Source organism: Streptomyces sp. NPDC002884 (assembly GCF_040295245.1).
Classification (GTDB): domain Bacteria; phylum Actinomycetota; class Actinomycetes; order Streptomycetales; family Streptomycetaceae; genus Streptomyces.
The window spans coordinates 545,150-564,789 of sequence record NZ_JBEOVB010000003.1 but is presented as its reverse complement, the minus strand read 5'-3'; the positions used below and the strand labels follow the sequence as shown (position 1 = coordinate 564,789).

The 19,640-nt window shown below is 73.3% G+C and carries 16 protein-coding genes; 5 read left to right on the top strand and 11 right to left on the bottom strand.

The features are described 5' to 3' along the window. Nucleotides 1–3: 3 nt before the first annotated feature. The 3 genes from ABT070_RS09865 to ABT070_RS09855 form a co-directional block, all read right to left on the bottom strand. Nucleotides 4–1,758: a cation:proton antiporter gene (locus tag ABT070_RS09865; RefSeq protein WP_351757205.1), complete on the bottom strand. Its 1,755-nt coding sequence runs from the start codon at nucleotides 1,756–1,758 to the stop codon at nucleotides 4–6. Between the two features lie 44 nt (nucleotides 1,759–1,802). Beyond that, nucleotides 1,803–2,258 (bottom strand): DUF6325 family protein, encoded by a 456-nt coding sequence (locus ABT070_RS09860; protein WP_451099532.1) that lies wholly within the window; start codon nucleotides 2,256–2,258, stop codon nucleotides 1,803–1,805. Between the two features lie 110 nt (nucleotides 2,259–2,368). Further along, complete coding sequence (locus ABT070_RS09855) at nucleotides 2,369–3,331, bottom strand: DUF389 domain-containing protein (RefSeq protein ID WP_351757202.1); 963 nt, start codon at nucleotides 3,329–3,331, stop codon at nucleotides 2,369–2,371. A 100-nt stretch (nucleotides 3,332–3,431) separates the two neighbouring features. On the opposite strand from ABT070_RS09855, the gene ABT070_RS09850 reads away from it, so the two are divergent. The 3 genes from ABT070_RS09850 to ABT070_RS09840 all read left to right on the top strand — a co-directional run bounded on the left by ABT070_RS09850 (nucleotide 3,432) and on the right by ABT070_RS09840 (nucleotide 8,004). Further along, entirely contained in the window at nucleotides 3,432–4,364 is a 933-nt protein-coding gene (locus ABT070_RS09850) for a cyclase family protein (RefSeq protein WP_351757200.1), read from the top strand. 174 nt (nucleotides 4,365–4,538) lie between these two features. Beyond that, on the top strand, nucleotides 4,539–6,134 hold the full coding sequence (locus ABT070_RS09845; RefSeq protein WP_351757197.1) for a GMC oxidoreductase: 1,596 nt from the start codon (nucleotides 4,539–4,541) through the stop codon (nucleotides 6,132–6,134). A 52-nt stretch (nucleotides 6,135–6,186) separates the two neighbouring features. Next, nucleotides 6,187–8,004, top strand: coding sequence for a glycoside hydrolase family 15 protein (locus ABT070_RS09840; RefSeq protein WP_351757195.1), 1,818 nt, complete (start codon nucleotides 6,187–6,189; stop codon nucleotides 8,002–8,004). On the opposite strand, the gene ABT070_RS09835 is transcribed toward ABT070_RS09840, so the two are convergent. From ABT070_RS09835 to ABT070_RS09820, 4 genes are all read right to left on the bottom strand, one after another. Beyond that, nucleotides 7,955–9,259 (bottom strand): chloride channel protein, encoded by a 1,305-nt coding sequence (locus ABT070_RS09835; protein ID WP_351757374.1) that lies wholly within the window; start codon nucleotides 9,257–9,259, stop codon nucleotides 7,955–7,957. The genes ABT070_RS09840 and ABT070_RS09835 overlap by 50 nt on opposite strands. A 223-nt stretch (nucleotides 9,260–9,482) precedes the next feature. Continuing rightward, nucleotides 9,483–9,956 (bottom strand): hypothetical protein, encoded by a 474-nt coding sequence (locus ABT070_RS09830; protein WP_351757192.1) that lies wholly within the window; start codon nucleotides 9,954–9,956, stop codon nucleotides 9,483–9,485. Nucleotides 9,957–10,037: 81 nt separating this feature from the next. Next, nucleotides 10,038–10,175: a hypothetical protein gene (locus ABT070_RS09825; protein WP_351757189.1), complete on the bottom strand. Its 138-nt coding sequence runs from the start codon at nucleotides 10,173–10,175 to the stop codon at nucleotides 10,038–10,040. Between the two features lie 101 nt (nucleotides 10,176–10,276). Next, entirely contained in the window at nucleotides 10,277–13,480 is a 3,204-nt protein-coding gene (locus ABT070_RS09820; RefSeq protein WP_351757187.1) for an AfsR/SARP family transcriptional regulator, read from the bottom strand. Nucleotides 13,481–13,659: 179 nt separating this feature from the next. Here ABT070_RS09820 and ABT070_RS09815 point away from each other — a divergent pair, with 179 nt between their 5' ends. Then, nucleotides 13,660–15,783 carry an ATP-binding protein gene (locus ABT070_RS09815; protein ID WP_351757184.1) on the top strand — a complete coding sequence of 708 codons (2,124 nt, stop codon included), beginning with the start codon at nucleotides 13,660–13,662 and terminating at the stop codon, nucleotides 15,781–15,783. Nucleotides 15,784–15,811: 28 nt separating this feature from the next. On the opposite strand, the gene ABT070_RS09810 is transcribed toward ABT070_RS09815, so the two are convergent. The 4 genes from ABT070_RS09810 to ABT070_RS09795 form a co-directional block, all read right to left on the bottom strand. Beyond that, on the bottom strand, nucleotides 15,812–16,327 hold the full coding sequence (locus ABT070_RS09810; protein ID WP_351757182.1) for a hypothetical protein: 516 nt from the start codon (nucleotides 16,325–16,327) through the stop codon (nucleotides 15,812–15,814). Next, nucleotides 16,327–17,550, bottom strand: coding sequence for a hypothetical protein (locus ABT070_RS09805; protein ID WP_351757179.1), 1,224 nt, complete (start codon nucleotides 17,548–17,550; stop codon nucleotides 16,327–16,329). The genes ABT070_RS09810 and ABT070_RS09805 overlap by 1 nt, the downstream gene beginning before the upstream one ends. Before the next feature lie 110 nt (nucleotides 17,551–17,660). Next, nucleotides 17,661–18,020: a hypothetical protein gene (locus tag ABT070_RS09800; RefSeq protein WP_351757176.1), complete on the bottom strand. Its 360-nt coding sequence runs from the start codon at nucleotides 18,018–18,020 to the stop codon at nucleotides 17,661–17,663. A gap of 190 nt (nucleotides 18,021–18,210) precedes the next feature. Beyond that, on the bottom strand, nucleotides 18,211–18,885 hold the full coding sequence (locus ABT070_RS09795; protein ID WP_351757174.1) for a TetR/AcrR family transcriptional regulator: 675 nt from the start codon (nucleotides 18,883–18,885) through the stop codon (nucleotides 18,211–18,213). Nucleotides 18,886–18,925: 40 nt separating this feature from the next. Between ABT070_RS09795 and ABT070_RS09790 the strand changes: the two genes are divergently transcribed. Then, on the top strand, nucleotides 18,926–19,612 hold the full coding sequence (locus ABT070_RS09790; RefSeq protein WP_351757172.1) for a class II aldolase/adducin family protein: 687 nt from the start codon (nucleotides 18,926–18,928) through the stop codon (nucleotides 19,610–19,612). Nucleotides 19,613–19,640 lie beyond the last annotated feature (28 nt).

The window sequence follows — 19,640 nt, the reverse complement described above, 5'->3', positions numbered from 1 at the left end:
GGGTCAGCCGCTCAGCAGTACGGCGACGTCTCCCGGCTGCGGCGCCGGGCCGCCGGCCCCGGTGACGGGGAGGAGCCGGCCGTCGCCCCGCACCAGGAACAGCATCCGGGGTCCGGCCGGGAGCGGGCCGTCGCCGTCGAAGCGATGCGTCACGACGCGGGCGCCCCGGGCGTGACGCCGTGCCAGTTCGGGCCCGGTGAGGTCCGGATCGAAGAGCACCTCACCACCCGCGTAGGGCGTGATGACGCCCTGGCTGCCCGCGGACGGCCGCAGCCGGTGGACCGTGCCCTCGACGCCGTCCTCGAGACGCGTGGCCGCCAGCGCGTTGAAGTCGTCCTCGCCGGTGAGCAGCAGGACCCCGGTGAGACCCTCGAGCTCCGCGCCCTCGCCCGTGGCCGCGGCGAACAGCTCCCCGGGGGCGAGTTCGATGCCGGCGGCCCCGATGCTGTCCCGCTCCGCCTCGCGTCCCGCCCACATCACCACCTCCAGCCCGGCCGACCGCAGGGCCCGCCCCAGATCGACCACCCATGGATCCCCGCCCACGAGCAACGGCCGCGAGCGCGCCGAGCGCACCACGCCCAGCCGCCCGGCCACCCGCGCCGCGCTCAGCCCGTACAGCGTGACGGTGGCGACGATCACCACGAACGTGGCCGGCAGGATCTTCGCGGCGCCGCCGACGCCCTGGTCCACCAGCGTGGCCGAGAACGTCGAGGCGGTGGCCGCGGCCACGATCCCGCGCGGCGCCATCCACCCCAGGAAGCCCCGTTCCCCGGCCGACAGATCGGTGCGCCACGCCGACACGGCCGCCACCAGCGGGCGGACCACGAGCACCAGGACCGCCACGAGCCCCAGCGTCGGCAGCACCACATGCCGCAGCGACGCGGGGCTGACGGTGGCCGAGATCGAGATGAAGAGCAGCCCGATGACCAGGTCCACGAGGGTCTCGAAGAACGGCCTGCGCGCCGTGACGCCCGCGCCGGGCAGGTTCGCCACCGCCAGTCCCATCAGGACGGCGGCGATGAGTCCCGTGTCGTCCCGGACGACGTCACAGACGGCCGCCACGCCGACCACCGCGGCGAGCTGCACCGTGGTGGCGAGCACCTCCCCGAGCCGGAGCCTGCGCAGCGCCACCGTCAGTACGGCCGCTCCGACGACGCCTCCCACCACCCCCACCGCCGTACTGACGGCGAAGGGGCCGACCCTGCTGCCGAAGCCGCCGGGCCCGCCGGCCGTGACCGCGTGGAAGACCAGCGCGCCCAGGATGCCGCCCACGGGATCGATCAGCGACCCCTCCCAGACGAGGATCCGCCGCAGTCGCTCCGTGGGGCGGACGAAGGCGAGCAGCGGGCCGACGACCGTCGGCCCGGACACGACGAGGATCGCGCCGAGCATCACGGCCGCGCCCCATGACATCCCGAGGAACGGCATGGCCACCAGCGCCGCCGAAGCGCCGGTGAACAGCGCGCCGAACCAGATGAGCCGCACCACGACCCGGCGGGTGTGGGCTCGGAAGCTCCTCAGGTCCAGGCCGAGTCCGGCGTCGTAGAGGATCACCGCGACGGCCAGCGAGACCAGCGGGGAGAAGGTGCTGCCCAGGAGCCGCTCGGGGTCGACGTCGTCGGTCAGCGCGCCCGCGGTGAATCCGACGGGGAGCAGGACGATCAGCGCGGGGATACGCAGCCGGCTCGCCAGCACCTGGGAGCCGACGGCCAGCACGACGATCAGGCCGAGGCCGAGGAATACCTGGTCTTCCGTCACCGCGACGGGTTCTCTGCGCTACGGAGTCTCTGCGCCGCGGAGTTCTACGCCCCCGGCGGCCGGACGTCGTCCGTCTCGTCCAGCGCGGCCAGGACGGCCGGGACCGGGATCCGCCCGGAGGCGACCAGCTGCGCACCGCCGCGTCGCAGGGCGGTGGCGAACGGCGCGGCCCACAGGTTCTCGTAGACCAGGATCGCCGCGGAGTTGCCGGCGCCCAGAGCGCCGCCGGCCTCCTCGATGTCGTCCTGGCCCAGCAGGCCGGAGGACGCGCCCTCGAACACGGCCAGGTCCAGAAGTCCGTCGCCGGTGAGGTCGGCGATCTCCATGCCCACGACGGATCCGTCCTCTTCCTTCCGGACGAACAGCAGATCGAGGATCCGGATGAGGCCGCGGTCCACCAGATCGACCAGCAGGGGGAACCCCTCGCCGGTCATGCGGCTTCCGGGAAACTCGACGACGACATAGTCGATCGGTCCCATTTCGACGAATTCATCGCTCACGGCTTCACCCCTGCGTGGTCACGGCGTTCAGCGTCCCCCTGCCCTCGGACCTCATTGCAGCACCGGACGGAGGCGGCCGCACCTCGGTACGCCGCTCACCCGTGCCGCGCCTACGCGGTCCGCCCGGCCGCGCGACCGTGCCGGCGTTCGCCCACCCGCCGCCAGAGGGCCCGCTGGCACTTGAGCGTGCCGGTCCCGACCACGATCAGTACGAAGATGTTGAGCAGCAGTTGGAGCAGCGAGCCCCAGGCCTCGTCCCAGCTGGCGAACGCCACGGAGACCCCGATGTCCGCCCCCGCCGGGATCGTGGTCACCGAGATGAAGACGCCGAGCAGCGCGCTCGTCCGGGCCTCCGTGAGCGAGACGATGCCGACGACCCCGGCCAGCACCGCCACCACGGCCGAGAAGAAGTTGGGGGTGTTGATCAGGTTCGAGACGGGCCGCACCCCCAGCTCGAAGGCCTCCGGCTGGAACCCGAAGCCGCGGACGAGAAGGGCGAACAGGAACGTCGCGGCGATGGCCAGCAGGAAGCCCACCAGCAGCGCCAGGAGACCCTGCGCGATCCTCGGCCGGGAACGGTTGTCGATGCCGAGGGCGACGCTGATGATGGCCCCGTACTCGGGGCCGACCACCATGGCCGCGACGATGAGGATCTGCGAGTTGGTGATGATGCCCACCGCGCCGATGAGCCCGGCGATGACCAGGAACAGGTAGAAGCTCGGGGGATAGCTGCCCTCGGCCCGGATCCGGGCCTCCGCCTGCTCCCACACCGGGGCGCGCGGCCGCGCCCCGAGTTCCTTGGCCCAGGTCCTGGCCGCGAGATCCGAGAACGCCGTGTCCACCGGGTCGAGGATGATGGAGCCACGCCGTTCGAGGCCGAGCTCCCGCAGCCCGCGCAGCACCTCGTTCGCGACTCCGGTCAGGACGTCGCACTGGATGGCGTCACCGTCGGGGTTGCGTACGCGGCCCGGCTGAAGGTGCAGGTTCAGGACGCACGGCTCGGCGCCGAGCAGGGCCATGGCGCGTTCGGTGAGGTCCGGCGGGCACACCGCCCGGACACGGATCATGTCCATCCGGACCTCCGCGGATCGGTTCGCTCACCTATTAACGCGGCGGTCCCCGAGCCCGGCAACTCGGCGTGCGGGGGCCCCGGATCTGCCCGAGGGTGGGGGCATGCGGACGACCGGCGAGCTGAGCGAGGCCGACTTCCGGCGTCTCTACCGGCACCTGCGCGACACGTCCCCCGGCGGCGCCGCCGCCCGGGGCGCCCTGGACACGATCACCGGGGAACACGTACGGGCCGCCGTACGCGAGGTGCGGTCGGGGCGTACGGTGTCGCTCGCCGCGCCCGTGAACACCCTTGCCGGACCGGACGACGCCGACCCGGCCGAACACCGGCTCACCGCCCCGCCCGACGGTGAACCCGGTTCGAGCGGCCTGGAGTTCGCCCGGGACCGCTTCGCCATGAACGTCCACGGTGACGTGGACAGCCACCTCGACGCGCTGTGCCACGTCGTCTACGACGGCACCCTGCACGGCGGCGTGCCGGCGGCGGACGTGCTGTCGCCGGACGGAGCGAGCGCCCTGTCCGTCGACCTCGCCCGCGACGGCATCGTCGGACGCGGGGTCCTCCTCGACATCCCCCGGCTGCACGACGTCCCCTGGCTCGAACCGGGAGCGCAGGTGCGGGCCGAGGACCTCGCCGCCGCCGAGGCACGGCAGGGCGTCCGGGTCGGCCGCGGCGACATCCTGCTCGTACGGGTCGGCCACCGCCGGCGCCGCGAGGAGCTCGGTCCCTGGGACGTGGCCGCCGCCCGTGCCGGACTCCACCCGACGGCCATGGAGTTCCTGGCCGAGCGGGAGGTGGCCGTACTCGGCGGTGACGGCAACAACGACAGCGCGCCCAGCGCGGCCCGGGGCGTCGCGTTCCCGGTCCATGTGCTGGGCATCCACGCCATGGGACTGCACCTGCTGGACTACCTGCGGTTCGAGGACCTCGCGCCGCTCTGCGCTCGGGAAGGCCGCTGGTCGTTCCTCTGCGTCATCGCCCCGCTCCGGCTGCCCGCGGCCACCGGCTCTCCCGTCAATCCGCTCGCGATCCTGTGAGAGCGGCCGGTCCGCCCACGCACGCGTACCGAGACGGCGCCGCGTACCGGCCCCCCGGTTCACCCGACCGGCCCAACTCGCCGGAAACATCGCCCGGAGATACGTTGGTGGTCGGGTCCGACGGCCCATTCACCCCGCAGGACCGGCGCGCATTCTCCGAGGACGGTGGCCGGCATGACCGACGCGCGGTACTACGACGTCATCATCATCGGCACAGGGGCGGGCGGCGGCACCCTCGCCCATCGGCTGGCACCCACCGGAAAACGGATCCTCCTCCTCGAACGCGGTGGCTATCTTCCCCGGGAACGGGACAACTGGGACTCCACCGCGGTCTTCGTCAAGGGGAAGTACCGGGCCCCGGAGTTCTGGTACGACAAGGACGGGAAGGAGTTCCCGCCCGAGGTCAACTACTACGTGGGAGGCAACACCAAGTTCTACGGCGCCGCGCTCTTCCGGCTGCGTCCCGAGGACTTCGGCGAGCTCCGCCACCACGACGGCGTGTCTCCCGCCTGGCCCCTGGGCTACGAGGAGTTCGAGCCGTACTACACGCAGGCCGAACACCTCTACCTCGTCCACGGCCGGCACGGCGAGGACCCCACCGAGGGCCCCACCGGCGCCCAGTACGCCCACCCGCCGGTCCAGCACGAGCCGCGCATCCAGCAACTCAGCGACGACCTGGAGAAGCAGGGGCTGCATCCGTTCCACCTCCCGATCGGGGTGAACCTCACCCAGGACGACCAGGGCCGGGCCACCCGCGACAGCGCCTGCATCCGCTGCGACCGGGTCGACGGATTCCCCTGCCTGGTCGGCGCGAAGTCCGACGCACAGGTCATCTGTGTCGACCCCGCCCTGGAACACGCCAACGTCGAGATGGTCACCCATGCGGACGTGCGGCGGCTGGAGACGGACGCGACCGGCCGCAGCGTCACCTCGGTCGTCGCCACGGTGGGGGAGCCGGGAGACGGGGACGCGGCCACCGTGGAGTTCCGCGCCGACATCGTGGTGGTCGCCTGTGGAGCCGTCAACTCCGCAGCCCTGCTGTTGCGTTCGGCGAACGACCGGCATCCGCGGGGACTGGCCAACAGCTCGGACGTGGTCGGCCGGCACTACATGCGGCACAACAACCTGGCCCTGATGGCCGTGTCGAGGGAACCGAACGACACCAGGTTCCAGAAGACGCTGGCGCTGCACGACTGGTATCTGGGGTCCGACGACTGGGACTACCCCCTCGGCGGCATCCAGATGCTCGGCAAGTCCGACTCCGAGCAGATCCACGGCGAAGCGCCCCGCTGGGCCGGGTCCGTGGCCCCCGACATGCCCTTCGAGGTACTCGCCCACCACGCCGTCGACTTCTGGCTGTGCGGAGAGGACCTGCCCGCCGCCGGCAACCGCGTCACCCTGGACCGGGACGGCGGCATCCACCTGGCCCTGGACGAGAAGAACAACATCGCGGGACTGAACCGCCTGCGACACGAACTCCAGCGCATGCTCGGCCACTTGGGCATGAGCGAACACCATCTCCTGTCGCACAGCATCTATCTGCACAAGGGCATGCCCATCGGCGCCACCGCGCACCAGGCGGGCACGGTCCGCTTCGGCGACGACCCCGCCGGCTCCGCCCTCGACGTCCACTGCAAGGCCCACGACCTGGACAACCTCTACGTCGTCGACACGAGCTTCTTCCCGAGCATCGGGGCGGTCAACCCCTCGCTGACCGCCATCGCCAACGCCCTGCGCGTCGGCGACCACCTCGCGGAGCGGCTGCGATGACCTCCGGCCACCCGTCCGACGGCCGCGGCTGAAGCCGCCTGAGGAGAACGCCATGGACCGCTACCCGCCCATCGCCGACCACGGGCTCGTCGGGGACCTCCAGACCGCCGCGCTGGTCTCGTCCCAGGGCGTGATCGACTGGTTCGCCGCGCCGCGCTTCGACTCGCCCAGTGTCTTCGCCGCGCTGCTCGACCACGACGGCGGCGGGTACTTCCTCCTCGCGCCAGACCATCCCGAAGGGTCCTGGAAGCAGCTCTACTACCCGGACACCGCCGTCGTGGTGACCCGGTTCATGTCCCCCGACGGGGTCGGCGAGATCATCGACCACATGCCGGTCCTGCCGGGCCCGACGGCCACCGACCGGCACCGGCTGGTGCGCGTCGTACGGACCGTGCGCGGCACCGTGCACTTCCGGCTCGAATGCCGCCCGCGGTTCGACTACGCGCGGGCGTCCCACGAACTCGACCTGACACCCGACGGGGCGACGTTCCGCGCCCCGGGGGCGACCGCCCACCTCCAGGGCACCGTTCCGCTCGAACGGGACGGGAACGACGTCCGGGGCGCCATCACCCTCCAGGCCGGGGAGACGGCGGCCGTCGTGTTCACCGTGTGCGCGCCGGGCGGGGAGGCGCCCCCGCCCCCGACCACCGAGAGCGTCACCGACGGGCTCTGGGAGAACGTCGACTTCTGGCAGAAGTGGGTGCGCACCTCGCGTTACCGCGGCCGCTGGACGGAGATGGTGCACCGCTCGGCCATCACGCTCAAGCTCCTCACGTACGCCCCCTCGGGCGCACCGGTCGCCGCCGCGACGATGGGCCTGCCCGAACAGGTCGGCGGCGAACGCAACTGGGACTACCGCTACACGTGGGTGCGGGACGGCTCCCTGTCGGTGCGGGCCCTGCTCGACCTGGGCTTCGTCGAGGAGGCCACCCGCTTCACCCACTGGCTCGGCGACCGCCTCGCCGCCCGCGAGGGACCGGACGAGGAACCCCTCCAGATCATGTACCGCGTCGACGGCGACCCCCATCTGACCGAGGAGATCCTGGGACACTTCGAGGGCTACCGCGGCTCCGCCCCCGTCCGGGCGGGCAACGCGGCCTCCGACCAGTTGCAGCTCGACATCTACGGCGAGGCCCTCTACGCCCTCGCCGAGAGCCGCCAGATCGGCGAACAGGCGGGCTACCACGGCTGGAAGGGCCTGTCCCGCATGCTGGACTGGCTCGCCGACTCCTGGGACCGGCCCGACGAGGGGATCTGGGAGACCCGGGGCGGCCGCAAGGACTTCACCTACAGCCGCGTGATGTGCTGGGCCGCCTTCGACCGCGGTCTGAGGCTGGCCGCCGAATTCAGCAGGCCCGCGGACACCGCGCTCTGGACCCGGGCCCGGGACGCGATCCTCGAACAGGTCATGGAACGGGGCTGGGACGACAAGCAGCAGGCTCTCGTCCAGCACTACGGCGGTGACGTCCTGGACGCCTCCCTGCTGCTGGCCCCCCGGGTCGGATTCATGTCGCCGCGCAGCCCCGGCTGGCTCAACACCCTCGACGCGATGGACCGCGTCCTCGTCTCCGACAGCCTCGTCTACCGCTACGACCCCGAGGCGTCCCCCGACGGCCTGCGCGGCTCCGAGGGCACGTTCAGCCTCTGCACGTTCCTCTACGTCGACGCCCTCGCCCGCGCCGGGCGGCTGCCCCAGGCCCGCTACACCTTCGAGAAGATGCAGACGTACGCCAACCATGTCGGCCTGTTCGCCGAGGAGATCGGCCCCAGCGGGGAGCAACTCGGCAATTTCCCGCAGGCCTTCACGCATCTCTCCCTGATCATGGCCGCGACGACGCTGGACGAGGCCCTCGACGCGATCCCGCGGTGAAGGCGGGGATCCCCGGTCCCTGCGGCAGCAGTTCGGTGGTCACGAACGCCACCACCGCGGCGAGCACGATCACCGGCACCGACCCCGAGTGGCCCACGACGAGGACGACCAGCACCACACAGCTGACGGGCAGCCGGAGCGCGGCGGCGGACGCGGCCGCCATGCCCGCCGCCATGCCCGGCACCACACCGAGCCCCAGCAGGGGCGAGAGCAGCACACCCATCGCACCGCCCAGGAACAGCGAGGGGAAGACCGGACCGCCGCGAAGGCTGCCCAGACAGAGCGCGTACGCGAGGGCCTTGAACACCAGGACCGCCACCAGGCTGCCGATCGGCCACGCGTGCGGGTCGGCGGCGAGCTGGGCCAGGGTGGCCTGGCCGGACAGCGAGACCTCCGCGGGCGAACGGCCGGTGGCGACCGCGTAGAGCGCCGCGCAGCAGGCGGCGGCGAGGGCGCAGAGCACCGTGTTGCGCAGCGGACGCGCGGCGACGAAACCCGCCGTGATGCGGCCTCCGACGATGACCCAGTGGATGACGGCCCCGATGACGACGGCCATCAGGACCGACCACACCACGTCCCCGGTGTCGAGGACCGGGGGAGCGGGCAGTCCGATGCTGAGGCTTCCGGTCTGCAGCCCGGTCCAGTTGCCGAAACCGGTGAACACGATGGAGCCGACTCCGCTGGCCAGCAGGGCGGGCAGCATCACGGCGAACAGCTGGGGGCCGCCGACCCCGGCCACCTCCATGAGGAGCACGGCCGCGACGAGCGGGCTGCCGAAGATCGCGGAGATGGCCGCGGCGGAGCCGGCGGCACCGAGCAGCGCCGTGCCCGCCTCGGTCGCGGGGGCGCGGACGAGGTCCCTGAAGACCAGCGCCAGGCCGCCGCCGAGGGCGATCATCGGGGCCTCGGGCCCCAGCGCGGCGCCCAGCGGCAGGCTGGCCAGCGCGGCGAGCATCACACCGGGCAGGGCGGCCTTCGTCGCCCCTCCCGGGTGGAGGCCGGCCGCCGGGATGTGACCGCCCCTGCCGGGAAACCGCATGACGACCAGCGCCACGACCACACCCGACAGCAGGGCCGGCGGAAGCGGCCACCACCAGGGCGGGTCCGTCCACCCGAGATGGTGCGGCCAGTCCACCCAGAGCAGGTTCTCCAGCTCATGGAGCAGGACGAGAAACCAGAACGCTGCCAGCGACACCGGGATCCCGATCACACCGCAGAACACCAGCGCCCGCCGGTACTCGGGCCGGCGCAGCATGTCCCGCAACTGGTCGGCTTCCTGCGGCTGGTTTCCCGGAGCGGTCCCCGCGTCTTCGCGCTTCGGCTCGCTGATGGGTCTTCTCCCGGTTCGGCTCGGAGACAGTGCGGCTTGGGGCAGCGCGAGAGTACTCACCGGATCGCGCGATGCCCCTGCGAGCCACGCGGCATCGCCCGGAAACCCTCCGGGTCGGCGTAGCGGCCGCGGCCGGTCGGCGGCGTCCTCAGTCCGGTGGGGGCGGGGTGTCCGCGCCGGGATCCGCCTGGGGCGGGGCCGGGGTCGTGAAGGAGAGGCCGGAGAAGTCACGGCCCTGGAGGACCGGGCCGGTGAAGGTGCCGCCGCTGATCTCGCTGTGCACGTCGCCGGTGTGCACGTCTCCGGTGTGCAGCGAGCCGGCCAGTTCGTGCCACCGCCGCAGACCCGTCCGGAAGTCCGTGTCCCCCGCCGCCCGCACCGCGAGTGCCGTGCTCAGCGCGCGGGCCAGGGCCGCGTCGTCCGGGGCCGCGGCCAGCCGGACCAGTTCCGGTTGCGCCGAACCCGCCGCCGGGGCACCGGTGCTGCCGTCGCCGTCGCCGTCGCCGTCCCGCCGGAACGGGCGCCGCACGAGTGCGCTCAGCGCCGCCCAGGCCTGTCGGCCGGCCTCGCCGCCGGCTCCCCCCGCCAGCGCCGCCAGCAGCGCCACCGATATCGGTTCCAACCCCGCACCGCCCTCATGTGTTGGATGGGTGGGGTGGCGGCGTGTGCTGCCACCCCGGTGCGCCGACCGACCCTCAGCGGGTCACATCATGATGCACCTGTTCGTGTCGACCGCCGCGGTCGAGGCGAGCTCGGCCGCCGAAGCATTTGGCGCGGTCACGCCAAAAATAGCGACAGTGGCGAGACCGGTGACGACGGCCAGTCGACGAATTGTGCTCACGTGAACGGTACCTCTCCATGATCGATTGAACTCTTGCGGAGTGGACCGTATATGACCGTCGGCTTGTAGGGGTAATTGAACGAGGTTCACTGGTTGCGTGTTTAATTACCGCCGGGTTCGAACGTCTGTCGCGGTAAGGCCCGTGCTGCGGCGGTGCCTCCTACCGCGCGCCGTACGTCCTCCAGAGTGCTTTCCGTCCTGGCTTTCTCGTCGACGTCGTGCGTGCGCTCGGCCAGGGAAAGGGCGACCTCCAGATGTTCTTCCGCCGCATCGAACCGGCCCGCTGCGAAATGCGCCTGCCCGATGTGGCGCAGTGCCTGGATCTCCTGGTGCGCGGCGCCGATCGGACGGGCGATGTCGAGGGCCTCCAGGAAGTGCCGTACGGCCTTCTCGGCGTCCCCCGCTTTCCGGTGCGCCTCGCCCAGACCGATCAGTGTGTCGGCCTGGCTCTTACGGTCGCCGAGCGCGCGGAATTCCGCGAGAGTCTCCTGGTAAAGCGGGAGGGCCGCGGCGGTGTCACCCGATTCCGTGAGGACATCGGCCAGGCTGCCGCGCACGGTGGCGCGGTCGTAGCGGTTCCCGGAATGCTCGAGGAACGCCAGTGATTCCTCGAACGACCGGCGCGAGGATTCCAGGTCTCCGCGGCGCAGCTGCAGGTCTCCGATGTTGTTGAGCGTTTTGCCGAGCGCCGCGTGATCGCCCGCCTCGGTGAATCCGCTGAGCGTCTTCTCGAAGTGTTCGAGCGCACGGTCGTGTTCCCCGAGAAAGAGCAGCGTGACCGCCATGTTGTTGTGCAGGCGCGCACGGTCCAGGGAATCTCCGGATATCGCGGTGATGGCGAAGGACTTCTGGAAGAGGACGAGCGCCGCCTGATGGTCGCCCCTGTGCCAGTTCAGGGTGCCGAGCGTGCGCAGCACCTCGGCCTCCGCCTCCTCGTCCCCCGTCGCGCGGGCGATCCGCAGCGCCCGGTCGCCGCTCTCGGCGGCCTCCGGGTAGCGCGCGGTGTGCGCGTGCACGGCGCTGAGGTGCAGCAGGGCACGGCACAGCGCGGCCTGCTCGCCGGTCCCGGCCCAGTGCTCGACGGCCGATTCCAGGACGGCCTCGGCGTCGAGCCAGTGGCACTCCTCGTCGAGGAAACCGGCCAGGGCGTAGGCGAGTCGGGCGGCGGCGCCGGGACGGCCCTGGCCACGCGCCCGGTCCTCGGTGGCCAGCAGGTTCGGTCGCTCGGCGGCCAGCCAGGACCGCGCGGCCCCGGCGTCGGGCCAGTCCGGCAGCCGTACGCCGGGGCCGCGCTCCGGGGGCGGTGCGGGCCTGGTGCGGCGGGGGTACGCCAGCCGGTCGGCACGGTCGGCGGCGGCGACGTAGAAGTCCGTCAGGCGCCGCAGGACGCCGGCCCGGTCCTCGTCGGTGTCGTCGGCGAGGGACCTGGAGTGGCCGTACTCGCGCAGCAGGTCGTGGAACCGGTACCGGTCCGGGGCCGGCTCGCGGAGCAGATGGCAGGCCAGCAGTGACTCCAGCACGCGTTCCGCGGCGGCCGGGCGCAGGTCCAGCGAGGCGGCCGCCGAGTCCACCGTGAAGTCCGGTCCGGAGTGCAGACCGAGCCGGCGGAACGCGGCGCGCTGTTCCGGCGTGAGGGTCCGGTACGTCAGGTCGAAGGCCCGCAGCAGTTCCTGCTCGGCGTCCCTGATCTCGCCCAGCCGGCCCTCGGTACGGGTCAGGCGCTCGGCCAGGGCGCCGAGCGTCCACGCCGGATGGGCACGGAAGCGGCTCGCGACCAGCTCGATCGCGAGCGGGAGATGGCCGCACAAGCGGACGATCCGGGTGATCTCCCGGATGTCCAGGGTGCGTTCCTCGCCCGCGCACACGCGGAACAGGGCGATGGCGTCGTCGGCCGGCAGCACGTCGAGCGGGATGTGCCGGGTCTGCGGCAGGCCCGTCAGCCGGCGTCGGCTCGTGATGATCGTCAGGGAGGGCGAGCCGCTCGGCAGCAGCGGCCGGATCTGGTCGGCGCTCACCGCGTCGTCCAGGACGATCACCGCCCGCCGCCCGGCCAGCATGGTCTGCCACAGCGCGCTGCGGCCCTCCAGCTCGACCGGGATGGTCTCCGCCGGCGTGCCGAGCAGCCGCAGCAGGGTGGCCAGGGCCGCGCCGGGACCCAGCGGCTCACCGACGGGGGAGTGGCCCCGCAGGTCCACGTACAGCTGGGCGTCCGGGAACCGCTCGGCCAGCCGGTGCGCGCCGTGCACCGCCACGGCGGTCTTGCCGACCCCGGCCATACCGCTGACGGTGGTGACGGACTCCGGGCCGGCCACCCGGCCGCCGTGCTCCGCCGTCGTGTCCACCGCCGCGCCCAGGGCCCGCAGTTCGGCGAGACGGCCGATCAGCGGCGGCTGACGCGGCAGGAACCTCGGCGGACCCGGGCGGGCCGGCGGCGGGGCCGCGGCCGTGCGGGGCGTGGCCGTGCGGGGTGTGGCCGGGCGGCCCCGGACGAGATCGGCGGCCGGAGCGCGATCCAGGATCCCGCGGTGGATACGGTCCAGCTCGGCGCCCGGGCCGGAGCCGTACTGCGTCATCAGCAGCCGGCGGGTCTCCTGGTGCACCCGCAGCGCGTCGGTGTACCGGTCGCCGCCGTAGTACGCCAGCATCAGCTGACCCGCCAGCGTCTCGTCGCCCGGATACCGGTCGACCAGGGCGGACAGCTCGGCGCTCACCTCCGGGTACCGGCCCAGCCGGAGGCAGGCGCCGAGGCGGGAGACGGTGGCGTTCAGCCGCCGCTCCGTCAGCGTCCGGCGTGTGGTCTCGGCCCACAGACCGGGCAGCCCGGCCAGTGCCTCGCCCCGCCAGAGGCGCTCCGCGCGGTCGAGGAGGGCGGCCGACCGCTCGTCGTCACCGTCCGCGGCGGCGGCCCCGGCCCGCGCCACGAGCTGCTGGAACCGGTGCCAGTCGACGGACTCGCGGGCGGCCTCCAGCGTGTAGGTGTGGGCCCGGCTGACGATGCGCGGCGCACCCACGGACGACGGGCCGGCCGACCGGAGCCGTCTGCGGAGCCGCGAGACATAGCTGTGCGCGTTCTCCCGCGCGTGCGGCGGCGGTTCACCGTCCCAGAGCCGGTCCATGAGCACGCCCAGCGCCACCGGCCGTCCCACGTCCAGCACCAGCAGGCCCAGCAGGGCCCGCTCCTTGTCCGAGCCCAGCTCCACCCGTCGGCCGTTCGCGCGCAGACCCACCGGGCCCAGTACCTCGAATTCCACCAGCGCCTCCCGCTGGTCCGGCCGTTCGACGACCATGGCACCGGGAAGACGCATGCCGTGGGGCGAAGAGCATGACAGGGAGCGGGAGGGGTTCCAAGAGGGGCCGGTCGTGCTGGCCGAATCGCTTCCTTGCCGGAGCTCCGACGCCCGTGGCCTGCATCGTCGAGGGCCCACCGGGGGTAGGACCACCTTGATCGATGTAGCGGGCAACCGGTCGGAGGGGGACGAGCGGTATGAGTGCGGCACGGGAGGACGACCAGGGGAGAGCGAGCAGCAACAGCATCGGGGGATCGGCCCGGTTCTACGGACCGACCGTCCAGGCCCGTGACATCCACGGCGGCATCCAGGTCCGGACCGCCCCGCCGCAACCCCCGCCGACACCCCGTCAACTGCTGCCCGTGCCTGCGCACTTCACCGACCGGCGGGACGAGCTGGAGGCCCTGGACCGGCTGCTCACGCGGCAGGCGGACGCCGGGGCCCGGCAGCCGCTGATCGTGGTCAACGGGCCGGCCGGCATCGGGAAGACCACCCTGGTCTCCCGCTGGCTGCGCCGGCACGAATCCGCCACCCCCGACGGCCAGTTGCACGCCGATCTGCGCGGCCACGCGGCGGGCGGCCCCGCGGGCCCGGGCGAGATCCTCGGCCGGTTCCTGCGGTCGCTCGGCGCCTGGGCGGTCCCCGTCGACCTGGCGGAACAGGCGTCCCTGTGGCGGTCCGTCACCGCGGAACTCCGCGTCGCGGTGGTGCTGGACAACGCCTTCTCCGCGGCACAGATCCGGCCGTTGTTGCCGGGCGGGCCCGGCAGCCTCGTCGTCGTGACCAGTCGGCACCGGCTGACCGGACTGCGGCTGGACGGCGCGGAGTTCCACCGGCTGCGGGCGCTCGGCCCCGCCGCCGGGGTGGAGCTGTTCCTGCGCGGCGTCGGCGAGCGCCGGGTCGCCGGGGAACTGCCCGCCGTGCGCCAGGTCGTGGACCTCTGCGCGGGGCTGCCCCTCGCGGTGTGCCTCGCCTCCGCCCGGCTGGCCGCCCGCCCCGGACAGCCGGTCGCCGCACTGGCCGACGCGCTCACACCGGACGTCGGTCGGCTGGCCGCGCTGGAAGTCGAAGGGGAGGCGACCGTGCGCAAGGCCCTGGACGCGTCGTACGCGGTGCTGGGACCGGAGGCCGCCCGCCTGTACCGGGCCCTCGGACTGCTGCCCCTGCCCGACTTCGACGTCCGGACTGCCGCCGCGGCATGCGCGGAGTCCCTCGACTGGGCGGAACGCCGGCTGGACGAACTCGTCGAGGCCAACATGCTGGAGGAGGTCGGGCCGGACGCGCTCCGCTTCCACGACCTCGTCCGCGTGCACGCCCGCGACCGCGCGGTCCTGTCCGACTCCGAGGCGGACCAGGAACGCACCCTGCGGCGGGTCGCCGACCGGCACCTCCTGACCGCGACCGAGGCCCAACGCCTCATCACGCCGATCCAGTTCACCCTGCCCCGGACCTACGCGCACCCCAGCCCGCTGCCCCCGCCCTTCAGCGACGACCGCGGTGCCCTCGGCTGGCTGCACGAGCGACGCGGCCACCTCATGGCGATCCTCCGCCTGGCCGTCGAGCGCGGCTGGCACGCCACGGCCTGGCAACTCGTCGACGCCATGTGGCCGTTGTTCCTGCGACTGCGCCACTACGACCTGTGGATCGAGGCCCACCGTATCGGTCTGGAGGCCGCCCGCCGCGACGGACACCGGGAGGCCGAACGCCAGATGCTCAACTCCGGGGCCATCGGTCTGAGCGCCGCCCGCCGGCTCGACGAGGCCGTGGAGTGGTACACGGCGGCCCTGTACGCGGCACGCGACGGCGAGGACCCCCGCGACGAGGGACAGGCGCTGCTCGGCCTCGGCAACTGCCACCACGAGGCGGGGCGGCTCACCGAGGCCGTGGCGCACCTGAACCGCGCGGTGGCGACCTGGGAGGAGTGCGGCTACCCGCGCGGGGTGGCGCTCGCCCGGATCACGCTCGGCGAGGTCGCCCTCGCCGCACACGACCCCGAACGGGCCGTCACCTGCTTCGCCCGGGCCCGGCAGGGACTCCTGGAGGCGGCCGACCCGCACGACGCGGCCCGGGCCCTCGCCTTCCTCGGCCGGGCCCGCGCCCGGACCGGCGAACACGCCCTGGGCGCCGAGCAGTTGACGGAGGCGCTCGCGGTCTTCACCGCCTCGGGCGCCGTCCACTGGCAGGCCCGCACGCTGGAGATGCTCGGCGACACCGCACGCGAGCGGGGCGAGGACACGGCCGGCGACGAGTTCCACGCCCGCGCCCTCGCCCTGTACGAGACCACCAGCCCGGCGGACGCCCGCCGACTCCGGCGCGTCTAGCGACCGACGCGCCCGGGCTCCGGCCTGCTCACCCGTCGTGCGTCACGCGGATGTCCTCGATGTCCCGCAGGGTGTGTCCCGCCACCAGCCAGGCGTGCAGACAGGACGCCAGCAGGGGCTGGTCCGGGGGCACCCGGTGCGCCAGCCGCACGACCGTGCGGCTCGTCCCGTCGACGACCGCCCAGCCGCCCCCGGTCAGCGGCGCCGCGGCCAGCGCGCACCCCGGCCGGTCGGCCATGAGGTCGGCCAGCCGGCGCGCCGCCTCGGCGTACGGGCGCGGAAGCCGGTCGTGCAGCACATCGGCGCAGACCGGCCGGTGGACTCCGGGGTACGGCCCGGCGTCCGCGGCGACGTGCTCGTCCGTACCGTCCCCCGGCCCGTCCGCGCCGGGCGGGACCCCGGGCTCCGGGAGACCGACCCGGGCGCGTACGTCGTAGTCGCTCCCGGACGACCGGACGCGCAGCGACAGGTCCGCCGCCGGGTCGCTTCGCGGACCCCCGGGGCAGGGCGGCGACGCCCGCAGCCGGACGGAGACGAAGCGCATCACGCCGGCACCTCCCGCCGCCCGCGCGCCCACGCGTCCAGCGGCGGCGGCTCGGGCAGGGGGACCGTCAGCGGCTCGTGGGCCGGCCGGCCCAGACCCAGCAGGCGGTACATCAGCCGCCGCATGTTGCGGTTGAAACGGCCGGGTTCCGAGGTGATCCGCGAGGCGATCGCCGCGTACTCCTCCCGGCGGTACTCGGCGGCCGTGTACTGGAGCTGGCCGACGAGCGGGTGGGCGGGCGAGAGCGCCGGCGCGGTCACCGCGAGGGTGGCGGCGGGCGAGGCGGGGTTGATCTCCCGGGCCGGTGAACCGGCCAGCAGGATCGGCGCGCCGGTGAGCGTGCCGTACAGCGTCACCGAACCGTGGTCGCCGATGATCCAGTCCGCGGCGATCAGGACACTGCGCCAGTCCGCCTCCGGTGGCACGAGGGCGATGCCCGGCTCGGCGCAGCGCGCCAGCCACGCCCTGACCTGCCAGGAACCGTGCCCCGACCACACGTTGGGATGGACCAGGACGACGGACCGGAACCGCCCCGCCGGCAGCTCGGCGACCAGCCGGGGCAGCAGCGCCTCGAACCGGCCGAAGGAGGAACGCGCCCCCCAGGTCGAGGCGACCACCACCAGCTTCTCGCCGTCCGCCAGGCCGAGGGCCCGGCGGTACCGGGTGCGCAGCGGCAGGCTGGCCGCGATCCGGTCGTGCGCCGGGTCGCCGACCACATGGGTGAGCGGGAGCACTTCCGGGCAGTGCCGTTCCAGTTCGGCCAGTTCGGCGTGGTGGGGCACCGCCACGGCGGCGGGCAGCCGGCCGCCGGGGACGAGGTCCGCCCTGCGCAGCCCCGCCACACCCGGCTGCTCCACCGAGACCAGCCGCTTGAGGTAGTTGGCCCCGTGCGACATCGCGATCACCGGCCCGGAGATCCTCTCGACGCCCCGCGGCCCGGCGGCGAGGGCCAGGTCGAACCGCATCCGCACCGCCTCGTCCCACGGCAGCACCGCGCCTCCCAGCCCCTGGAGGTAGCGCGGGACCTCGTCGCCGAACACGTGCGGCGGCGCCGTGAACACCACCTGCACCCTGAAGTCGGCCTCCAGCAGCGACAGGACCTCGACCAGCCGCTTGCCGTAGGTCAGGGTGTGCACGACGACCAGCACCAGCTTGCGCTCGACGAGTGTCAGCCACTCGCGCCCCTCTGCCGATGCCTCCGTACTCTGCCGTAACGCCGACATGAAGACCCCCGTCGTCCGTGCGGGACCGGCGCGGTCCCGTCTGGCGGCTGTCTGCCCCCGCGGACGGACGGAAGGCCTGCCGGGACCTTGCGGAAACCTTGCGGCGGGCGTCACGGGAACACGTGCACCACCTCGATCTCGCCCACGACATGGGCGTTGAACTCGTCCAGCTCCTCGGCGGGCACCCACAGTTCGAGGATCGTCCGGCCACCCGCCTGCCGGACCGGATACCTGCGCAGGAACGCGGAGTCGACCTCGAACCGGGTGACGTAGCCGGCGCCGTCGTGCTTGACGTTCCAGTCCCGGGCGATCCTGATGGCGTAGTCCTCGTTCAGTACCGGGTAGAAGACCGGCTGCTCGGGCAGCCGGGGCGGCCAGGCCCGCCAGGCGAGCTCACGCACCAGCTCCAGCTCCACGGGGCCGGTGGGACGCCAGAGGGTCGTGGTGGCTCGGGGGTGCTGCCTGGTCATGGGATTCGCTCTCCGGTACGGCGACCGCCCGCGCGGTCGGGTGCGGGCCCCGGCGCCATGCACCGGTCCACGGGGTGCGGGCCCCGACGCCATCGACTGGTCCACGGGGGCGGCCACCGACGCTATCCACTGGTCCACGGGGGCGGCCACCGACTTTAGGCTCCCGCCGGGCCGTCCGGGCGGACGGCCGTCACGGTGACCGCCGCTCGTGGCGCGCGACGACCTCGGTGAGGTAGCAGCGCAGCATCGCCTTCGCCTCGTCGAGGAGGTCGGTGTCGCCCTCCGGGGCGCGGCGGAAGGCCTCCTGGGCGAGGGCGTCGGCGGCGAGGATCGCGGCGTGGCAGGCCCGCGCGAGCGTCTCGTCGTCGCGGGCGACGCCCAGCGCGAGCAGCACCCGGCGGATCCCGTCGGCCATCCGCCGCTTGTGCTCACGGTCCGCGGCTCGTGTCCGCTCGGTCAGCCCGCTGCCGAACCACAGCGCGCGGAAGCCGTGTTCGGTGCGGTAGACGCGGGCGAACGTGTCGATGAGCACGCCCACGGGATCGTCCCACCGCTCCCGCCCCGCCGTCCGGACCAGATCGTCCATGACGTCCTCGAGGCGGGCGAAGTAGCCCGCCGCGAGGGCGTCGATGATCGCGTCACGGTCGGGGAGGTACTGGTACAGCGAGCCGACCGACACCTTCGCCTCGGCCGCGACCCGTGTCGTGGTGAGCGCCTCGACGCCGTCGCCGACCAGGATCCGCTCGGCGGCCTCCAGCATCAGGGCCAGCCGTGCCTTGCTGCGCGCCTGCCGCGGCGTGCGGCGCAGGGGGGTGCCCCCGTCGGGACCCGTGGTCGACTGGGCCAAGGAACTGCCTCCAAACATGAACGTGACTTTGTTTCACGTTTACGCTACCTTCGCGCCCATGACCGCCTCAAGCTCGGCGCTGAGTCAGGAGCGGGCCGCTGTCGCGGACGTCTGCCGGCGCCTGGGGGCCGAAGGCCTCCTCATCGGCACGGCCGGCAACGTGAGCGTACGCGTCGGGGACCGGGTCGCGATCACCGCGACCGGAGCGGTTCTCGCCGAACTCACCCCGGAGCAGGTGACCGTGGTCGACCTGGACGGCGAGGTCGTGGCCGGAAGCCTGCGGCCGACCTCGGAGCTGGAGCTGCACCTCGGGGTCTACCGCCGCTACGGCGCCGGCGCGGTCGTCCACACCCACGCCCCGATGGCCACCGCGGTCTCCTGCGTGCTCGATGAACTGCCGTGCATCCACTACCAGTTGCTCGCGCTCGGCGGCACGGTGCGGGTCGCGCCCTACGCCACGTTCGGCACCCCCGAACTCGCCGAGTCGGTGCTCGCCGCGCTCGACGGCCGCAGCGCCGCCCTGCTGGCGAACCACGGCGCGGTCACCCACGGGACGACCCTCGACAAGGCCGTCGAGAACGCGCTGCTCCTCGAATGGGCCTGCGGCGTCTACCAGCGCGCGGCCGCCATGGGCCGGCCCCGCTTTCTCGACGAACAGCAGCAGCTCGCCGTGATCGAGGCGGCGATCGCCCGCGACTACGGCACCACGCACCCCGTACCACCCGCGCAGGAACAGAGCCGATGAAGCCGCCGAGGCCGCCGAGGCCGATGAA

Excerpts from the sequence above, each read along its gene's own strand:
- ABT070_RS09855 (WP_351757202.1), bottom strand. The coding sequence starts at position 3,331 with ATGGACATGATCCGTGTCCGGGCGGTGTGCCCGCCGGACCTCACCGAA.
- ABT070_RS09850 (WP_351757200.1), top strand. The coding sequence starts at position 3,432 with ATGCGGACGACCGGCGAGCTGAGCGAGGCCGACTTCCGGCGTCTCTAC.
- ABT070_RS09845 (WP_351757197.1), top strand. The coding sequence starts at position 4,539 with ATGACCGACGCGCGGTACTACGACGTCATCATCATCGGCACAGGGGCG.
- ABT070_RS09840 (WP_351757195.1), top strand. The coding sequence starts at position 6,187 with ATGGACCGCTACCCGCCCATCGCCGACCACGGGCTCGTCGGGGACCTC.
- ABT070_RS09835 (WP_351757374.1), bottom strand. The coding sequence starts at position 9,259 with ATGCTGCGCCGGCCCGAGTACCGGCGGGCGCTGGTGTTCTGCGGTGTG.
- ABT070_RS09820 (WP_351757187.1), bottom strand. The coding sequence starts at position 13,480 with ATGCGTCTTCCCGGTGCCATGGTCGTCGAACGGCCGGACCAGCGGGAG.
- ABT070_RS09815 (WP_351757184.1), top strand. The coding sequence starts at position 13,660 with ATGAGTGCGGCACGGGAGGACGACCAGGGGAGAGCGAGCAGCAACAGC.
- ABT070_RS09810 (WP_351757182.1), bottom strand. The coding sequence starts at position 16,327 with ATGCGCTTCGTCTCCGTCCGGCTGCGGGCGTCGCCGCCCTGCCCCGGG.
- ABT070_RS09805 (WP_351757179.1), bottom strand. The coding sequence starts at position 17,550 with ATGTCGGCGTTACGGCAGAGTACGGAGGCATCGGCAGAGGGGCGCGAG.
- ABT070_RS09800 (WP_351757176.1), bottom strand. The coding sequence starts at position 18,020 with ATGACCAGGCAGCACCCCCGAGCCACCACGACCCTCTGGCGTCCCACC.
- ABT070_RS09795 (WP_351757174.1), bottom strand. The coding sequence starts at position 18,885 with ATGTTTGGAGGCAGTTCCTTGGCCCAGTCGACCACGGGTCCCGACGGG.
- ABT070_RS09790 (WP_351757172.1), top strand. The coding sequence starts at position 18,926 with ATGACCGCCTCAAGCTCGGCGCTGAGTCAGGAGCGGGCCGCTGTCGCG.